This is a genomic window from Blautia sp. An46, assembly GCF_002161645.1.
In the GTDB taxonomy this organism is placed as follows: domain Bacteria; phylum Bacillota; class Clostridia; order Lachnospirales; family Lachnospiraceae; genus Blautia; species Blautia ornithocaccae.
Genome location: NZ_NFIF01000003.1, coordinates 118,469 through 136,482 on the forward strand (window position 1 = coordinate 118,469; position 18,014 = coordinate 136,482).

General features: G+C 36.7%; 15 protein-coding genes. 1 reads left to right on the forward strand and 14 read right to left on the reverse strand.

All coding sequences use genetic code 11. The features are described 5' to 3' along the window. Positions 1–14 precede the first annotated feature (14 nt). Genes B5G00_RS03905 through B5G00_RS03925 form a run of 5 tightly spaced genes read right to left on the reverse strand, consistent with a single transcriptional unit; the run spans position 15 to position 5,390 of the window. Positions 15–1,070: a glycosyltransferase gene (locus tag B5G00_RS03905; protein WP_087268806.1), complete on the reverse strand. Its 1,056-nt coding sequence runs from the start codon at positions 1,068–1,070 to the stop codon at positions 15–17. A gap of 17 nt (positions 1,071–1,087) precedes the next feature. Beyond that, the gene (locus tag B5G00_RS03910; protein ID WP_162613477.1) at positions 1,088–2,041 is read right to left on the reverse strand and encodes a glycosyltransferase family 2 protein; all 954 of its coding nucleotides are present in this window, start codon (positions 2,039–2,041) and stop codon (positions 1,088–1,090) included. Further along, positions 2,034–3,044, reverse strand: a complete 1,011-nt coding sequence (locus B5G00_RS03915) for a glycosyltransferase (protein WP_087268812.1) — start codon at positions 3,042–3,044, stop codon at positions 2,034–2,036. Before B5G00_RS03915 ends, B5G00_RS03910 begins: the two co-directional genes overlap by 8 nt. After that, positions 3,019–4,047, reverse strand: a complete 1,029-nt coding sequence (locus tag B5G00_RS03920; RefSeq protein WP_087268815.1) for a glycosyltransferase family 2 protein — start codon at positions 4,045–4,047, stop codon at positions 3,019–3,021. Before B5G00_RS03920 ends, B5G00_RS03915 begins: the two co-directional genes overlap by 26 nt. A 23-nt stretch (positions 4,048–4,070) precedes the next feature. After that, a complete protein-coding gene (locus B5G00_RS03925) occupies positions 4,071–5,390 on the reverse strand; it encodes a UDP-glucose dehydrogenase family protein (protein WP_087268819.1) in 1,320 nt (439 codons plus the stop codon). Between the two features lie 196 nt (positions 5,391–5,586). Here B5G00_RS03925 and B5G00_RS03930 point away from each other — a divergent pair, with 196 nt between their 5' ends. Then, the gene (locus B5G00_RS03930) at positions 5,587–7,323 is read left to right on the forward strand and encodes a hypothetical protein (protein WP_087268822.1); all 1,737 of its coding nucleotides are present in this window, start codon (positions 5,587–5,589) and stop codon (positions 7,321–7,323) included. 77 nt (positions 7,324–7,400) lie between these two features. Here B5G00_RS03930 and B5G00_RS03935 read toward each other — a convergent pair whose 3' ends face one another. The 9 genes from B5G00_RS03935 to B5G00_RS03975 all read right to left on the reverse strand — a co-directional run bounded on the left by B5G00_RS03935 (position 7,401) and on the right by B5G00_RS03975 (position 18,000). Further along, positions 7,401–8,570, reverse strand: coding sequence for a hypothetical protein (locus tag B5G00_RS03935; RefSeq protein WP_162613478.1), 1,170 nt, complete (start codon positions 8,568–8,570; stop codon positions 7,401–7,403). Between the two features lie 176 nt (positions 8,571–8,746). Then, complete coding sequence (locus tag B5G00_RS03940) at positions 8,747–9,946, reverse strand: hypothetical protein (RefSeq protein WP_087268828.1); 1,200 nt, start codon at positions 9,944–9,946, stop codon at positions 8,747–8,749. Positions 9,947–9,959: 13 nt separating this feature from the next. After that, positions 9,960–11,012: a hypothetical protein gene (locus B5G00_RS03945; protein WP_140403111.1), complete on the reverse strand. Its 1,053-nt coding sequence runs from the start codon at positions 11,010–11,012 to the stop codon at positions 9,960–9,962. Between the two features lie 4 nt (positions 11,013–11,016). Continuing rightward, positions 11,017–12,186: a glycosyltransferase gene (locus B5G00_RS03950; protein WP_087268833.1), complete on the reverse strand. Its 1,170-nt coding sequence runs from the start codon at positions 12,184–12,186 to the stop codon at positions 11,017–11,019. A gap of 12 nt (positions 12,187–12,198) precedes the next feature. Next, positions 12,199–13,224, reverse strand: coding sequence for a glycosyltransferase (locus B5G00_RS03955; RefSeq protein ID WP_087268837.1), 1,026 nt, complete (start codon positions 13,222–13,224; stop codon positions 12,199–12,201). Positions 13,225–13,233: 9 nt separating this feature from the next. Then, positions 13,234–14,178 (reverse strand): glycosyltransferase family 2 protein, encoded by a 945-nt coding sequence (locus tag B5G00_RS03960; RefSeq protein ID WP_087268840.1) that lies wholly within the window; start codon positions 14,176–14,178, stop codon positions 13,234–13,236. A gap of 11 nt (positions 14,179–14,189) precedes the next feature. After that, positions 14,190–15,380, reverse strand: a complete 1,191-nt coding sequence (locus tag B5G00_RS03965) for a glycosyltransferase family 4 protein (protein WP_087268843.1) — start codon at positions 15,378–15,380, stop codon at positions 14,190–14,192. Then, entirely contained in the window at positions 15,377–16,570 is a 1,194-nt protein-coding gene (gene cps2T, locus B5G00_RS03970) for a beta 1-4 rhamnosyltransferase Cps2T (RefSeq protein WP_242971276.1), read from the reverse strand. Before cps2T ends, B5G00_RS03965 begins: the two co-directional genes overlap by 4 nt. A gap of 20 nt (positions 16,571–16,590) precedes the next feature. Next, positions 16,591–18,000 carry a sugar transferase gene (locus B5G00_RS03975; RefSeq protein ID WP_087268848.1) on the reverse strand — a complete coding sequence of 470 codons (1,410 nt, stop codon included), beginning with the start codon at positions 17,998–18,000 and terminating at the stop codon, positions 16,591–16,593. Between the last annotated feature and the right edge of the window lie 14 nt (positions 18,001–18,014).

The following is an 18,014-nucleotide window of genomic DNA, read 5'->3' on the forward strand; positions in this document are numbered from 1 at the left end:
CTTTAACACAAAATTTATTGCATTTTATTTTGATTCTTTTTTTCTTTAATCAAAAATAAAACATCTATAATCCAAAATAGATTATATTTACATAACTCAGACATCATTTTTACTTCAAATCTAAAGTTATTCAAGTCTCCATTGCTAAAACATATATCAAAATATTCGTCATGCTTTAACTCAATAAATTCTTTTTTGCGAATATTATATTGATTTCTATTTTTACTATTACATATATCTAATTTTAAAGCATATAAAAATTGTTTTATACCACACAAGTAAGCACACTCTAAAAATTCTTGTTCATTATTACTTTCTATTTTTTTAAATAAATGTCTTACCATTTTGAGCATTTGGTATCGCTTTCCTTCTTTAAAAGAATTCATTGCAGATTGGCTCTGTATTCTATAATTATAACCTGCAACATCTACGCATAAAATTTTTTTTGCATATCGAAAAGCATCGAATACAAATAGCAAATCTTCTGCCCAAACTACCTCCGGCTCGAAGTACACATTATTCTGGCTAATCAGTCTATGGTTAAATAGTTTTCCCCATACGGATACAAATTTTATAGATTTTCCACTATAATTAATAAATTTTTTCAAATCTACATTTAATAGCCCCATACGGAGGAACTTAATATCCTCTTCCTCTAAAATTGAACTATTATTCTCAAAAGGAAAATCCCCATTTTCTTTTTCACTATAAACTTTTTTTGTTCCGAAACATATAACATCAAAATCATTATCAAGAATGCTAAAAAGATAATCGCCAAATTTTTCCGTTATCCAATCATCACCATCACAAAAGCAAATCCAATTTCCTTTGGCATTCTTCAATCCGATATTTCTCGCAACAGAAACACCTTCATTAACTTTATTAATGAGCCTAAATCTTTTATCTGAGCGAACATATTTTTCACATATATCTATGGTTGAATCCTGAGACCCATCATTTACAATAATAAATTCGCAATTCTGATTCTTTATTTTTCGAAATTCAGATAAACATTTTTCTATATAAAGTTCTACATTATATACTGGTATTATAAAGCTAATCTCTATCATTATCTTTCCTCAAATTACTATCTCTTCATGCAATAAACCATTCGAATAGGCCAATGACCTAATAATGTAGATAAAAGTAAAATCTTATTTTTCTTTCTCACCATTGGATCCTTCAGCACCACTCTTCTATATTTTTTTATTAGATACTGTATTTCTTTATATGCTTGTGGAGAAATATTCTTATTAGGAATTTGAACCCAGATATGTAAACAACTCCAAAGCAGCTTTGAAAGTGCCCCCACATATATATCAGGATACTTTTTTTTGATATAATTCACTACTTCTTTTGTACTATTAACATAATCATATTTTTGGTCCACAAATTTCCCCCTTATGATTCCATCATTTCTTTTATAGTACAAATAATGCGCTCCACTTCCCACTACTATTTTTTTACATTGATCCAAAACCTTGTAAAAAATAGCTTCATCTTCATAAAGCTTTTTTAATGGATATCTTAGTTCATGAAAAATAAATTTTGCGTAAAGTTTTCCCCAAGCATTTTGAGCTATCTGGTTTTGATAGCAATATCTAGTAAACGCTTCTTTTTGATCAATACACTCCTCTATGTTTCTGTTATCGCAAAATTCATAGTTATCCTGTCGAGATTCCTTGTATGCACAAATAGATAAGTCAGCATCGTATTTTTTTATCATTGTATATAAATAAAATACGTATTGTTTTGAAACATAATCATCGCTATCTATAAACGTAATATATTTTCCAGAAGCTCTATCAATACCATAATTTCGAGCGTCAGATAATCCTCCGTTCTTTTTATGATATACCTGAATACGTTTATCCACTTTTTGATATCGATCACAAATTTGTCCGCTTTCATCAGTGGACCCATCATCAATTAACAAAATCTCTATATTTGTATACGTTTGTTTTATTACTGATTCTATACACCTATCAACATATGGTGCTACATTATATACTGGAATAATTACTGATATTAAATCATTCATTTTTATCATTTCTCCACCTAGAGGCTTCTACTAATATTCCCTTTCGAAGTTCTTGAGAACAGCCTAGCGAAACAAATAAAAAGTCTTTATCTTCTCTAAATAATTCTCTGTTAGCCGGGCTATCCCCTAATATCATCTTCTTCCCCATTGCCTGATAAATATATGCTTTTCCTGGTATCGTTCTTCTTGCTTTATTCACTGTATTAGAAAAATGTCCCGCAAGACACAAATCACTAAAAGCAATGTATTCTGCCAATTTTTCTTGTGGCAACCAATTAATATATGTAACATTGTCCGTATTTGCTTTTTCTATCTTTTCCCCAATAGGTCCGATAATGATAAAATGAACATCTTTAACATTTTCCATACTTTTAATAGTCTCCATTACTATATCTACACCTTGAACAGGAAGAATGGATCCAAAATAAAGCACTAGATATTGATCTCGGTATTGTTCGGGCTTTTCTAAAACTCTAGGGTAATATATTTTTTTATCCGCTTTAAGATAGCAAACATATATTTTATCTATTTTTGCCCCTAACTCTTCGACAAAATATTGTCCATGTGTTTTAGTATCTGATACTAAATATGTTGATTCTTTAATTGTTAACTTATCTATCCATTTGCATACCTTAGCAGGCAAAGAATTTTCTTTTAATTTTTTTCTATCAAAGACCAATGTATCATAAATAGAAATAAAAAAATCTGTTATAATGACCTTCTTGCGTAATTTCCACATAAACACTGGTAAAATCATTTGCGCCATAAATCCAACAATTACAACATCATATTGTTTTATGTCCGTAGCTAATAATTTTGCATATACTTTAAGAATACGGGTGAGATATTTTTTATCAGGAAAAGCGATAACTTCAACGCTTTTCCCCAACTCTTTAGCCATATCAATTTCCTGACTGACACGGATGTAATCAGAATTTTTAGTTGCTAAGTATAAAATTCTCTTACCTTTAATATTCTCACGCAATCTCGCTTCGTTCTTCATCGTAGATAATTCCCTTTGATTTTGCTTGATTCTCTTCCAGTTCATTTTTCAATTCTTCATGGCCTTTTCCATAGTCCATTTTTCTTAGTTCAAACTGAATTTCTTGGAGTAGCTTACGATTTGCTGCAATAACATCGCCAAGACACGCGATTACTCCTGCCAAGACTCCAATAATAATCAGCATACTCGCCAATATCAATGACGGAACATGCCCATTTCCCTGGCCAATTGTCATAAAATAAAGATATCTGATTCCAATAGCCACTCCTGCAATACTAAATACTGCAGCAAATGCAGAAAAGAAAGCTAATGGTTTATACATCATAAATGCCCGTGCAATAGTAAGCATAGATTTCTTCACATATCCAAACATACTGTGAAACAGCCTTGACTTCCTCAGCTCTGGATTAGTCCGTATAGGAACAGAAGTAATCGCCATTTTATTTCTTCCCGCCTGAACAATCGTCTCCAATGTGTATGTATACTCATTAATAACATTCATCCTCATAGCAGTACTTCTGCTATAAGCCCGGAATCCGCTTGGCGCATCTGGAATATCTGTTTTAGATGCCTTTCTTACTACCCAGCTGCCAAGATGCTGCAGCTTTTTCTTTAAAGGTGAAAAATGCTCTGTTTGGTCAATAGGTCTTTCTCCTACCACCATACCTGCTTCTCCTCTCAGGATTGGCTGTACCAGCTTTTCTATATCTGCGCCACAGTACTGATTGTCCGCATCTGTATTTACGATAATATCCGCACCATTTCTGAGACATGCATCGAGACCTGCCATGAAACCTCTGGCAAGTCCCTTATTGTTTCGGAAGTTCACGATGTAATTAACTCCCCAGTTTCTGGCCACTTCTACAGTATTATCTGTACTTCCATCGTTAATAATCAAATATTCAATCACATCAATACCATCAATATGTTTTGGCAGATCATTCAGTGCTATTTCCAGTGTCTCCGCCTCGTTATAACATGGAATTTGAATTATCAGCTTCATAGTTTCTTTATTTCTCCCTTTCTCTATTTTCCGATATACAATTCCGGATTAATAGTTTTTCTTCCAATAGAATCATATGTGATTTTTGTATTTTCAAAGTCTTCTAAACGATAGCAATTTCGTCCATCCAGCACTATTGGCTTTTTCATAAGTGTCTCATACTTTCTTATATCAAAGTTTTTCACTTCATCCCACTCTGTCAGGATCAGGCAAATATCTGCTCCACTGATTGCCTCCTCTATACTGGAACAATACTGTATTTTTTTAGGAAAAAGCTTCTTGAAATTCTCTTCCCCTACAGGATCCCACACACGTACGTGTGCCCCATCTTCCATAAGCAGTGGTACGTTCACTAAAGATGGGGCTTCCCGCAGGTCGTCTGTGCCTGGCTTAAAGGTACAGCCCAGTACCGCCACATTCAGGAACAGAAAATCCCCATAATATTTCTTTGCCTTTTTCACCAGCTTGAATTTCTGATTCTCGTTCACTTCAATTGCTGCCCGAATCGTACGAATTTCATTGTCATTAAAGTTTGCCAGCCAATTTAATGCCTTGGTATCTTTCGGGAAACAAGAACCTCCGTATCCAATTCCAGCTCTCAGGAACTTCTTTCCGATTCTCTCGTCAAATCCCATCCCTTCTGTTACTTCTTCAATATTCGCTCCCACTGTTTCACAAAGATTTGCCACCTCATTGATATAGGAAATTTTCAACGCCAGAAAATCATTGGAAGCATATTTGATCATCTCGGCACTTCTACGGGCTACTACCAGCTTCGGAGCATCAAAATTTTCATATACCTTTTTTAATATTTCTGCAGGATGATCCTCTGTTACACCGATAACAATCCTGGAAGCACACAGTGTGTCACGTACCGCTGTGCCCTGTGATAAAAATTCTGGATTTGAAGCCACATATATTTTTACGTCATTTACTTGCTTATCATGGATGTAAGATTCAATTTTGTCGTTAGTTCCGATAGGAACTGTTGATTTTAAGACTACTACACAGTCTCTCTCAACAGACTGCGCAATTTGTTTTGCAGCTTCATAGACATAAGCAAGATTAGCTGAACCATCGGACTTTTCCGGAGTTCCCACGCCAATAAAAATAACTTCTGCATCCCTATATGCAGTTCTATAGTCTGTAGTAAAGCATAAACTCTCCATGCTTTCTTTCATTAATTCCGGCAGCCCTGGTTCATAAATAGGAGATTCTCCCCTGCTCATCATAGCTACCTTTTCTTCATTAATATCCACACAAGTAACCTGGTGTCCTTTATGTGCCAGACATACTCCTGTAACTAATCCAACATATCCGGTCCCCGCTACTGCTATCTTCATCTTTCTTTTCCTCTATTCTCCTGTTTTTAGTATTCTTCGCATTGTTTCATATTATCATATCAACTACCAAAAATCTACCCTTGTTAACTTTTTTGTATAAAAACCGTCATATTATGTATATATCTTAAATTTGTTTGTGTAATTCTTTTTTCTATGCTATTATTTGGGAAGTATGAATTGTTTTTGGAGGTTTTCTATGCAAAAAAACAAATACGGCCCTTCTTCATTGTCTTATATTCTTCTGACTATGGGTTCCATCCTCATTGCCATCTTCTCAATCTATAGGATCCGTGAGTTAGTACTGCCTTCTATTCTAAACGATGAGTTCGGATACTGGGCCAATGCTGCTCATATTTTTGGTTATGACTGGTCCGGGGTGGTTTCTATGTCCCCCTACTACTCTTATGGATACAGCCTCTTTCTTTTCCCGTTTTTTTTATTAAAGGACCCCACCTTGTCCTATCAATGTGGTCTCCTTTTAAATGTCATTTTTTACATTGTCAGCTATTTACTATCTTTTAAATGCTGTAATATGGCCTTTAAAAAAATTTCTAAAAGTATCACTGCCATACTTTGTCTCATCCCGGCCTTATACTGCAACAATCTATTACAGGCCCATGTTACCTGGACAGAAGGGATTTTATATCTTTTTTTCTGGCTTTTGATTTTTCTTTTATTAAATATGGTTCAGAAAGGAAATCTATATTATTTTTTCTTCTGTTCCACAGCAGCAATGTTTCTTTATGTCGTTCACCAAAGAACCCTGGGAGTTGTTCTAGCATTAGCCGTCACTCTCCTTATTTTCTTTTGTTTAAAAAAGGTTTCTTTAAAACAGCTATTAAGCTTTTTCATACCTTTATTATTATGCGCAGGTGTCGCGCTTCTTGTAAAAGCAGATTTCAAAGCCAGTGTCTGGTCAGTAGTAACTACTTCTGCGCCAGGTGCTAATGAATATTCCGGTCAGATTAATAAAATAATAGCTATTCTGACTGATGCAGAAACATTTTTATATGCTGTAAAGGGATTCATAGGAAAATTTTTCTATTTATTAGTTTCTTCTTGTGGTCTGGCTGGATATGGTATCATTTTCTGCTTTCGGCATATAATCAAAGGATTTAGGGAAAAAGCTCCTTTGTCTTTACCTGCCTTTTTCCTTTTGCTGTCGCTGTTCTTTACGTTAGGGATTAATGCCGTATTTACCGTAGGTACTCTTAGAATTGATGCAATTTTATACGGCAGATATGCAGAATTTTTAATAGGTCCCTTTCTGCTGCTGGGAATTATCTTCGTATTTACCCATAAATCCTCCTGGAAATGGTTTCTTCTGATATCTGCTGTTATGTTTATATGTGCACTGAGCATTAGGTCTTATCTCCATCAGGGATCAGAGTATCTGGCGCCTATGAGTGTAGGAACCAGCTTGTTTTTTGATACGGAAAACCAAATCTTTATGGTACGATATGCTTTACTTATCCCCATACTTTTAGGAGCTGTTCTTTGTCTTTCCTCTTTCTTTAAAAAGGGATTTTTAAAGATTATTGTTTTCCTTCCAGTTTTGGTTTTCTGGATTCTGTCTGCCAAAAATGTTGTGGATAATTCTTTGATCAGTTTTCAAAGAGGCTGTTCTGAGCTTGTAAATATTGCCAATGCGATTAAAGATACCGATGAAGGCTATCCTGTCTATTTCATTTACAATGAAAATTACTCCAGTGAAAATTGGCACGCTGAAAGGATACAATTTATGCTACCGGATAAATCCTTTGAAAAAATCACTTATGACCAGTTGGAGGATTTATCAGGAGATTATTATGTTGTTCACCTTTTGGCCGATTCCATTGACACCTCCAAGTACACCTCGATTGCCAATGGAAATGGTTTCCAGCTATTTGTTCCTTCTGACAGTGAATTGAGCCAGTACACCCAAACTGAATAATACCAAAAAGCAGCCATAACACCTGTATTGAAAATATAAATTTCATACTGCTGTTATGGCCGCTTTATGCATCAAATTTATTCTGCACTGTCATATTCTTTCTGACTTACTTGGGATACATCTGTCATTTCTTGTATCTGCCATCCTCCTTCTGATTCTTGCAACACAAAATCCACCTCGTAGATGTTTCCCCCATACCAGAAAAATGACCGGCATAAGCTATTCTCTTCGCTGTAAACTACTTTCATCAGGTCTAAATAAAACATATTTCCCGGATTCTGTTCTTCCACAATATCCTGGGATGTTTTTCCAAGTGTCTCCAAAGATCCTTTATCCATTACTCCTTCGTTGAGTAATGCAAAATACAAAGTTTGGATATTTTCCGCCACATTTCCCTGCTGCGTCAGTTTTTCACTGCTTACTCTTTCTCCTGCCTCGACTTTATCTGTAACATAATAGTTCATAAAAGCCTGGAGGTTTCCCTTTTCAATATATTTTGTTACCTGCTCCATTAAGTCCTGAGGACTTTCTCCGTAAGCCAAATTTACCACGAAATAATTCGCCGGAAGCAGTGCTTCTCCATTTTCGATCATTTCTGCAATCTCTTGGCTGTCCTGACGCTCTTCTTTTTCTTCGTCTCCCAGTGTATCACTCAGCTCTTCTTCCAGCTCTTCTGCACCTGCATCATTATATATAGCTTGCGCTTCCTGATCTGTAATCTCTCTGATAAGTACATCCTCTGTTGTCTCTGTCAGCTCTGAAGAAAAAGACAGCAGCTTCCAGCCTCCATAATAGCTTACAAGTGTGAAACCGGCCAGATAATCTTTTCCCTGATATTCCAGAAGTACAGCTACCTCGCACACCGCATCTGCACTAATGGTATCACATATAGTCTGATATCTGAGCATATTTTCAGAGGCCATCTGCTTCTCCGGATAAACATAACCGATTTTTTTTATCTGTAGCCCATCATATTTCTGATATGCATCTATAAATGCCAGTATATTTTCTGTATACCTGGAAGTTAGTTCCGCTGATGTCAGAGGAAAATACTCTCGGTATTGCTTTGAAGGCGCAACTGTTGAGACAGGAGAAAATTCGCCCATATTTTCTATCACCATCTGGGTATCTATTCCTAAGCCTATTTCATCAACAGGGCAGGCCCGCAGGGCCATATCCAGATTTTCCTCATCTACTGCCTTAAAAAAATAGTGGATCAGATTTTGAGGGTCCTGTATCTGTTCCAATGTAGCTTCCCTTTGTAGTTCTGCTGTCTGGACATCTGTAACCAGCTCGTTCCTCCCACTGTACAATCTAAAAAATGCAACACTACCTGCCAAAAGCCCTATAAGTATAACAGCGAGAATCATTGTATTTACAATAAATTTATTTTCTCTATATTTTATTTTCAAAACATTTGCATTCATATAGAACCTCGCTTTACCTTTTTTCCTTTTGTAGTTTCCACTGATAATTCCCCTAACAATGCCATCCAAAATGGGTTAAAGGCTACACTTACCATATGATGTTCCACCATACATTGAACAGCTATGATAGCCAGAATAAGCAAAAGTTCCCATTCTTTCTTTATGTAGGCTTTCCCTGAAATCATTGTCCATGCAGCCAGCAGCAAAACTGCTATCAGCAATCCAAACTGCAGCAGATTATATATATAGGAACTGTCCAGGAAGAAATAAAAGTCCACGTCTTTTGTAGTACTTCCCAGCCCGATCATAGGAATGTTCTGTCCCCATAATGTAAAGCAATAGATATCAATGCCTTTGTGCCCCAGTCTGAGACGGCTGCTAAGTGCATTATCGATAAAAGCTATAATTGGATTATTAGGGGAATACAGCATAGTAAGTCCAGTCATTACAAGACTGCATAAAATCCCAGATAATATCAGCAGCATACTGATCGGCTTGCATATCCTATATTCTTTCTGTTTTTTTTCTGCCTTTTTTGAAAAAAATTTATGCACGGCGAATACCAAGCTTGCTCCTATAATACAAATGGTATTCATTCTTGCGTCACAGAACCAATATACAAAAATCCCCAGAAGACCTGCGATTCCCAGCTCTATATACTTCAATTTTTTCCCTCGGATATAGAACCAAGCTAAGATCAGGTAGAAAAGAATTGCTGAGAAATCTGTAGGATAATTGATCCCAAAAGCATATCGTGTTCTTCTTCCTTCTTGATAATAAGTCAGGTTTTCAATATATCCTGATAATGCTGCCGCAATTGTTATTATGAGCAGCACTGCTGTAACAGCAGCATAAACTTTTATCAGCTTTTTAAAAGAGATTCCTCTGGCTCCTATAATGAGTATCAGAAGATACATATATTCTTCATATCCATTTCTGGAAGACGCCATTGAAAATAAAATATAAAGTCCCAGGATTACTGCAACTTCCCAGATTTTATATTGTTTGCTGTATGCAGCCCTGACCAGAATAAGTGCTGCTATCACAGTTCTCAGGTCCGTATAGAAAAAATTCGGCCACTCAATTTGAAACATTGTTGTTCCCAGGAAAAAAAATCCTATATAGACAGCAAATGCCAGTAAATACAATATTTCTAATATATCTTCTGCGTTCTTCCTTTTCATCATATCAAACATATTCATCCCCTCATCAATGATTTCTTATGATTCCTTCCGCTTTTTCTATTGCTGCTGCCATATAAGCGCCCTTTCTCACAAGCTCTGACATTTCCTCTGCATTTTTTTTCATAACAGCATAGTCCTGTTCCGTTATTTTACTTAGCACATCTTTTAAATTCTGTAAACTGTCCACAGCAATTCCAATTTTATTCTCCATAACAAAATCAGCAAGAGCTGCTTTGCGCCAAATAATAACTGGAAGACCAGAGGCAATATACAATGAAACCTTATGGGGATTGTTATATTTTAAATATTCTCCTGTTGTCCCTGTACAGCTTTCTGTATCTGCTCCATCCCAGACAAGTCCGTATTTTCCTTCCAATTTTCCGGGAAGAACATCTGCTGGAAAAGCTCCTTTATAAGAGGTATCATAGGCCTTTCCTTCGGGCTTTACAAACCCCACTCCATAAAGATTTATCTTTAATTGTGGATTTTCTCTTATGAGATTATAAATATAACCTGATTTTTCTGGCTTCAGATTTCCTGCCACAACAACATCGGTCTGATTTTCTCTTAAGGGAAGTAAAGGCTCCTTGGTCAAATAATCAAAGATGCCCAGATTAACCATTTTTTCTGGAGAAACCCCTCTCTCATCTGCCAGATATTCCATCATTTTGGGATTATGGACGATCATACTGTCTGCAGTCCTGATCATACCGCCATCTATTTTTTCAAATATTTCCGCCCAGTCCTGGAACATTTTCCGAAGGGATTCCAGATCATGAATAATATAAATAAGTTTGAATTTCTTTATTTTCTTTGCCAGCTCTACCCACTTCATGTATCTGCTTCCAATATACTGTGGATGCTGTATAACGAAGATATCATCTTTCTTAAGAGAAAAGAATTTTAGAAACTGAGTTTCATTTTTTATTTTTCCCGTAATTCCCTGTTTTCCATCACGATGTCTTATGTCCAGAAGCTGATATCCTTTTTTCTGGAGGATTTCTTCGCAGTCTTTCATAGCCTTAGAGCCTGCATGATAATCCTCCCCAATAGCCAAGTGTAATAGTATTTTTCTCATTTTCTTACCCTAATAAATTTTCTAATTTAGCAATTTCCCCTGTAAAATCTATTTTTTCATTCTCTAGATTCTCTACTATCTTTTTGTTTTCCTCAGGGTCTTGGATAAGCCGTTGGATCCTGTCTGCAAAAGCCTGTCCATCAAGTTGTTCCAGATATCCATTAACGCCGTTTATGATCTGTTCTCTGTTGCTGGGTATGTCTGAAGCAACTATGATCTTTTTCAAAACTCTGGCTTCTAAGATCGTAGTAGCATATCCCTCATGTCTGGATGGCTGGATATAGTAGTCACAGTTCCTTATATAAGGATATGGATTTTTACATTTTCCCAGTAATATGACACAGTCTTCCAGATTTTTATCCCTGATTTCTTTCTGTATCCATTCCCGTAGATTTCCATCTCCCATAAAAAACCATTGAAACCTAAGTCCTCTTTTTTTAAGGATTTCTGCTGCCGCCAGTCCGATATCATAGCCTTTTTGATTCTCCATTCTTCCAATGGTTAAAAGCTTCAGATCCCCGGTATATCTTTCATCATGAAAAGGTTCTTCTGCCTTCCTTCGGATGCGCTCTGTATCAGTTAAATTGTAGAACACCTGTGTATTAGCCTGATATTGTGGATACTTGTTAATGAAACTGTCCCGAACAGCCTTTGACACACAAAAAATCTGATCATATTCCGGCAGAAAGCTGGCTATTTTATAGAGCCACCATACATTTTCATCATGGATCCACATAGCTTTTTTCTTAGCTCTCACTTTTTTTGCTCCATAGGCTGTAAGAAAATATCCGTATCCATGAAAATCCAGCATTAAATCATATTCCTCAGGGTCCTCCTCTGTAAATTCCATTATCTTTTCGTAAAACAGATTATGTTCCGCACTTTCTTTATATATCTGATACCAGAATTTTTTTTGTACTTTTGCCAAAAGGACTTTCATATTATCTGTCTTTTCTTTTCTCCCGCTGACAAAAATCCTGTACTTAGGATCAGAAAAATTCAGTTGTCTAAGGGTTACCCAGTCTGGTACGCCATCTAACATAGGTCCTTCCTCTGTAATTGAAAGAACTATAACCTCATACTTCTCTTTATCTAGCTTATTCAGTAAAGAATTCAGTGCAGCTTCTGTTCCTCCCATAGCAAAGGAGCTTGTCAATATCAATAGCTTTATCATAAATTTTCCTCTTTATTTAAGGCTGATGATTCTTTTCAGCATTGCTGAAAATGTGTATTCCTTCTCATATAGTTCTCTGGTCTTCTCCGGCACCCATTGTTTTGACAAAAACAGCTCTATTTTTTCTGCCAGGTCTTCGGGATCCCCGCTTTTGAAAAACAGCACTTCTTTATCTGTTACATAGTCTTCCACTGCATGTATCCGGTTAACGATCACTGGTACATCTTGTGCCAAAGCCTGAAGCATTACCATGTGCCCTGCAGATAAAATCGTATCTTTAAGAGAAAGGATAAGGCAGTCTGCTTTTCCAAGGACTGTGCCAAAATTTTCTACAACTACATCAGATAATACGGTTACACCTTTTGGGGTGCTCTCTGGAATTAATAAAGGATTTGTTGCGATATACAAAGGCTGCTTATTTTGTCTTTCTATTCTCTTATACGCTTCCAAGAGTGTATGGTAGTCCCTGTTGCTCCCTCCTCCTGAAAACAGATACTTTTCTGGCAGCTTTCCCTTGTATTCCTTATTTTCAAAGTAATCCATTCCAAAAGGGACAAAGACAAACTTACTGCTTCTATTAAACAGTCTGCTGTAATACTCCACTTCTTTGGATCCGTATACAACTATTCTGTCCATGCCTTCCATAGCTTTCTGCGTAAATTTTTTTCTTAAATTGTAGTAAATTTTATTGTTCTTTGGTTCAAACAGAAAGCCACACATTGTCAAGCCAAATTTTCTCTGTTTATTCTTTATGCCCAGAAAGATAGCAACAATAGGATTAATACTCAAAACATCTTTGTTTGCTGCACTTTTGTAAATTTCCCTGGCAAACTTATAGGAAAGTCCCCAATATAAAATATGCTGCAGAGCCTTTCCAACAAATTTCCACTTCCTTACACGGCGGATCAGCTTGGTTTCATAAGTGGTGTAAAAAAATTCTATGTTTCTATAAATCTCTCCAAGCTGTCTCCTGATTTCATCTTCTTTTTCTCTGTACTCATTTCTGTCCAGAATCAATACTAATGTTTTTTCTTTCATATTTCATGATCACTTTCGGAAACTACTTATTATCTTTAAAGGTACATAAGCCACTTTAAATTTTAGCTGCCATTCTGAAAAAAGATATTTCCAGCTGGTTTTTTTCAATGATTGAAAAATTCTTTTCATAGGTGCCTTCCCAGCCTCTTCAGAATATTTAACTGTCATTTTAAAAAGCAGCATACAAACAGTCGCCAGGTAGTTATAAGCGTGCCTCTTTACTTTTTCAGAGACTGGATGCTTTTCCCAGAACTCTTCAATTTCGCTAAAGGAATCCAGCATTGTATATCTTTTTGCATTAAATCGATCTGTTCTGGTGGCACCTGTACCTGTATCTGTATAAAAATACAGTACCTGACTGTTGTATACTGCCTTTTCTATATACATAAAATATTGAAAGCAAAAGAGCAGATCTTCACATATGGTAATTTTAGGATTGAGACTCAGATGATGTTTCCTGATAATTTCCGTCTTAAACATTTTGTTGCACAGAAATCCCTGATAGGAACTCCTGAAAAACAATCTGGATGCAGCTTCTTCCTGATCCAAGACTTCCGTCCGGTTTGTATCCGTACTACTGTCGGTCCTGTCACTCTCATAATTGCAGATTGCTACCTGAGCTGTCGGAGTTTTGGTTATATCCAAATATAATGTCTCAATCATATTATCAGCAATATAGTCATCTCCGTCAATGAATACAAGATAATCTCCATCTGCATTTTGAATCCCCTTATTTCTAGCAGAAGATACACCCTGGTTTGCCTGATGGAATACCCGGATCCTTTTGTCTTTTCTTTCATACTCCCTGGCAATGTTAAGAGAGTCATCCTCCGAGCCATCGTCTATAATCAGTATCTGCAGGTTTTCATAGGTCTGTTTCAAAACGCTGTCGATACATCTGGATAAGTAAGGCGCCCCGTTAAACACCGGGACGATCACACTGATCAATTCCATTTGTTAATACCTCAATTTATGACTTCCTGATATATTTCGAGAAGCTGTCTTAGATTATCTTCCGGTCTGTATTTTTCTTCATAGTCTTCTCTCGCATGTTTTCCCATAAGTCTCGCTGCGTCCTGGTTCTGCCAAAGTTTTTTGGCTGCCTCCTGAAGTTTCTCCGCATCTCCTAATGGAAACTTAAGTCCATTATATCCCTCCCTGACTGCCTCTCTTAAAAAACCAATATCTGTAGCAATAAGAGGGATTCCCAGACTTTCTGTCTCAATAGCCACCATAGAACAGCCTTCATACCAGATTGAAGGCATTAAAGCAAACTCTGCTTTTTGGGCTATTGCCATACATTTTTCATGGGGAACATAGCCCAGATAATAAATATTTTTTCTATTTTTTGCCCAATCTGAGAATTCTTTTTCCAGGGGTCCGCCTCCCATGACAACTAATGGAATGTCTGGAAGATTTTCCCAAGCCTCCTGAAGAACTCGGATACCTTTTTCTTCGCCGATTCTCCCATAAAAGACCGCAAATCTGGGAGGAAGTGAATATTCCTTCAGATCACGGCTGCTTTGAGCCGCCCCGTCAGCCACAAAATTATACTTTTTTACAATCTTTCCTTCAGAATAACCAGTCTTTTTCAAAAGCTTTATCTGCTGGTCATTGAGACAGATATATTTATCAATATTCTTATAAAAAGAGCGGCGGAAACGGTGATACTTAAAAATAAAGGCTACAATGACTGACATAAGCCTGGATCCTTTAAAACACCCATACCGGGCCATGCGAAAATATTTTCCGTCACCGCAGAGATTACAGATTTTATTGTCGCGCAATGATGTGGCGCAGGGGCATATGAATCTAGTGTCATGAAGCGTTGCCACGACTTTAACCCCATTCTTTTTAGCCGCATAAAGAATGGATGGAGAAAGCAGAGGAAAAAAAGTATGGACATGCATAATATCTGGCTTCTCTTTTTTTATAATCTCTGCTATTTTTTTATAGTTTTTAAAAGACCACAGCATTCCGCCTGTCATGGATATTTTTCCAAGAATCCCTGCCTGGTCAAATTTATCGTTTATAACCGTATACCTTACTACAGATATGCCATTATCTTCCAGTAATCTGGTCTCATTTTTAAAAACCTGGTCATCGCCACTGGCTGATCCGCTCCGATGGAGGTTATGCACAACTAAAACTTTCAATTTTCCCACTGCCTCTTAAATATATATTCATATTTTTCCACAATAATATCCCAACTGTATTCCTGCTCAATACGGCGTTTCGCTTTTTCTCCCAGTACATCTATTTCTGATTTATCCAATTTATCTGCCTGATCTATCAATCCAGAAAGACTGCCTGGAGTTTTATCCCAATAAAGGGCTGCGTCTTCTCCCACTTCTCTGTTAAATCCCACATTCAGAAGCAGATTCAAATCCGTACTGCCCAGAGCCTCCAGCAGACTGGGATTCGTTCCCCCGACTTCATGTCCATGAAAATATCCATAGGCATTTTCACGAATTTTTTTCAAGAGTTCACTGTCATAAACGGTTCCCACGAATTTGATCCGTTTATCATTTTGAAACTGTGTCTCCTGCATAAGATTCTCATAAAACTTATTATTATCCACACCTGTAATAATCACAAAGTCTTTTTTTGAAGCAGATTTCATAAATTCTTTTACCATTGTCTCATAATTATTTTCTGGAACAAATCTGCCTACTACAAGGTAGTACTCCTTTGGCCGAACTCCCTTCTCTTGGCACCAGGAAAGCCATTTCTCATCAGTATCTGACAAAATAGATTTTTTTGTTTCTGAGCCATATGCGATAAAGGTAGTATTAGGAGAATATTTAGCATAGTCCTGCTGGATGTACTTCTCAATATTCTTGCTGTCACACACAAGAAGGTCCGCATGCTTTACCATATACCGTTCTGAGATTTTCCAGTATTTTCTCACTGGCAGACTCCATTTTGCCCTTTTCCATTCATGTCCGTCAGGATTCACATACAAAGTTCCTCCAAGCGCTTCCAGTTTTTTCTTATAATAATGGATAAATGGTCCTATTCGGCAGGCCAAAATATATACGATTGGCTGTTCAATGCCCTTTTTTTGAATGTATTTTATACAAAAGCTGAGTGCCTCCAGGTCATGGACAACGGCTCTCGCCGGGCCGATATTTCTTGGTGTCACATAAAAACAGTTGGCCTGGTTATGTTTATATTTTTTTGGTCCTTTTTCAAATTCTTCCTTTGTTGGAATACAGGAAACAAAATATTGGATATTCTCATCTTTTCTATATTTTGTAAGATTTTCCACGAAAGACTCAAAGCCTCCATATTTAGCCGGTATTCCTTTTGAGCCTATAATAAATACACTTCTTTTTTTCTTCATCTTTTTCTCCATTCCCGTTATTATACAGAACCTTTTCCTGTGATAACCACTTTAATGGTCTGGCACAGTATTCTCAGATCCATCCCGATATTCCATTCTTCAATATATTTTTTGTCCAAAGCCACCACTTCTTCAAAATCTACAATATCGCTTCGTCCGCTCACCTGCCACAAGCCAGTAAGCCCTGGTTTTGCAGCCAGACGAACCTTATGGTGTATCTCATACTGTTTATATTCATCCAAAGTAGGAGGCCTGGTTCCTACAAGGCTCATATCTCCTTTTAAAATATTAAAAAACTGAGGGAACTCATCCAGTGATGTTTTTCGCATAAATCTTCCGATAGGAATGATTCTGGGATCATTGTCCATCTTAAACATGAATCCCTGCATCTTATTTTTTTTCATCAATTCTTTTTTTCGTTCTTCTGCATCAGGATACATAGAACGGAATTTATAAATCCGGAAGGTTCTGCCGTTCTTTCCCACTCGCTCCTGAGAAAAGAAAATAGGACCAGGACTTTGAATATAAATAATCGGTCCAAAAATAACAGTCAGTACTCCTGTTAATAGGATTCCTACGATTCCTCCCAGTATATCCATGAATCTTTTAACAAATAATTGTCTTGTATCGGCAAATTTTATGCTGGAAGTCATAACAATATAGCCTGAAAAATTTTCTACAATAGCTTTTCCTGAAGGTCTGAAGTCTATCCCCAGATTATAATGTGTCGTAATTCCCATTTCTGCGCATGCATGAAGTATCTGACTGATCAGCGGGTCTCTCTCTTCTCCATCGATAAACACCTGATCCACCACATCTTTTTGGAGGACTTCCACTGCATTTTCCTCACAGGCAATTACGGGAATTCCTGAAATATTTTTTCTGTTAGAAGATTCCAGTAAAATGACACCCGCCACAGAATAATCTTTATATTCATTTTTTTCCATTTTGCTGATTATTTTTTCTGCTCTCTCAGCTGTGGATACAATAACCAGTTTTTGAAGACCAATGCCTTCAACCATTTTCTTTCGGATATGTAATTTCCACAGACATCTTACTCCCCAGGTAAAAATAGCCGCAAGTATCCAGGTCTGGATAAAGACTGCCCTAGAAAATATTTCTGACGACTTAGCAAAAAAAAGACAGGTAAATACTACAATTATTGTAACTGTGACTTGCAGCATTGTTTTTTTAGCTTCTTCAAAATAGCCTCTTTTCAAAACATCTCTATAATTTTCCAGGAAAAAACCGACACAGAATTCTACTAATACAATCATGACACCCATGTCCCGATATTCTTCCCATCTATAAGGCAGGATAATTCCATGTCTCAGCATAAAAGCAACAATATAGGCTATCTGAAAGCACAATAAGTCCAGCAGCATAAAATCCCAGTGCTTCCACCAGCTGTTTTTTCCTGTCTGGTACATAATCATGAACCTCC

What these genes read in the sequence shown, in the direction of transcription:
- B5G00_RS03910 (WP_162613477.1), bottom strand. Translation starts at nt 2,041, where the DNA reads ATGAATGATTTAATATCAGTAATTATTCCAGTATATAATGTAGCACCA.
- B5G00_RS03925 (WP_087268819.1), bottom strand. Translation starts at nt 5,390, where the DNA reads ATGAAGATAGCAGTAGCGGGGACCGGATATGTTGGATTAGTTACAGGA.
- B5G00_RS03960 (WP_087268840.1), bottom strand. Translation starts at nt 14,178, where the DNA reads ATGGAATTGATCAGTGTGATCGTCCCGGTGTTTAACGGGGCGCCTTAC.
- B5G00_RS03915 (WP_087268812.1), bottom strand. Translation starts at nt 3,044, where the DNA reads ATGAAGAACGAAGCGAGATTGCGTGAGAATATTAAAGGTAAGAGAATT.
- B5G00_RS03930 (WP_087268822.1), top strand. Translation starts at nt 5,587, where the DNA reads ATGCAAAAAAACAAATACGGCCCTTCTTCATTGTCTTATATTCTTCTG.
- B5G00_RS03950 (WP_087268833.1), bottom strand. Translation starts at nt 12,186, where the DNA reads ATGATAAAGCTATTGATATTGACAAGCTCCTTTGCTATGGGAGGAACA.
- B5G00_RS03905 (WP_087268806.1), bottom strand. Translation starts at nt 1,070, where the DNA reads ATGATAGAGATTAGCTTTATAATACCAGTATATAATGTAGAACTTTAT.
- cps2T (WP_242971276.1), bottom strand. Translation starts at nt 16,570, where the DNA reads ATGAAGAAAAAAAGAAGTGTATTTATTATAGGCTCAAAAGGAATACCG.
- B5G00_RS03975 (WP_087268848.1), bottom strand. Translation starts at nt 18,000, where the DNA reads ATGTACCAGACAGGAAAAAACAGCTGGTGGAAGCACTGGGATTTTATG.
- B5G00_RS03940 (WP_087268828.1), bottom strand. Translation starts at nt 9,946, where the DNA reads ATGTTTGATATGATGAAAAGGAAGAACGCAGAAGATATATTAGAAATA.
- B5G00_RS03920 (WP_087268815.1), bottom strand. Translation starts at nt 4,047, where the DNA reads ATGAAGCTGATAATTCAAATTCCATGTTATAACGAGGCGGAGACACTG.
- B5G00_RS03945 (WP_140403111.1), bottom strand. Translation starts at nt 11,012, where the DNA reads ATGAGAAAAATACTATTACACTTGGCTATTGGGGAGGATTATCATGCA.
- B5G00_RS03955 (WP_087268837.1), bottom strand. Translation starts at nt 13,224, where the DNA reads ATGAAAGAAAAAACATTAGTATTGATTCTGGACAGAAATGAGTACAGA.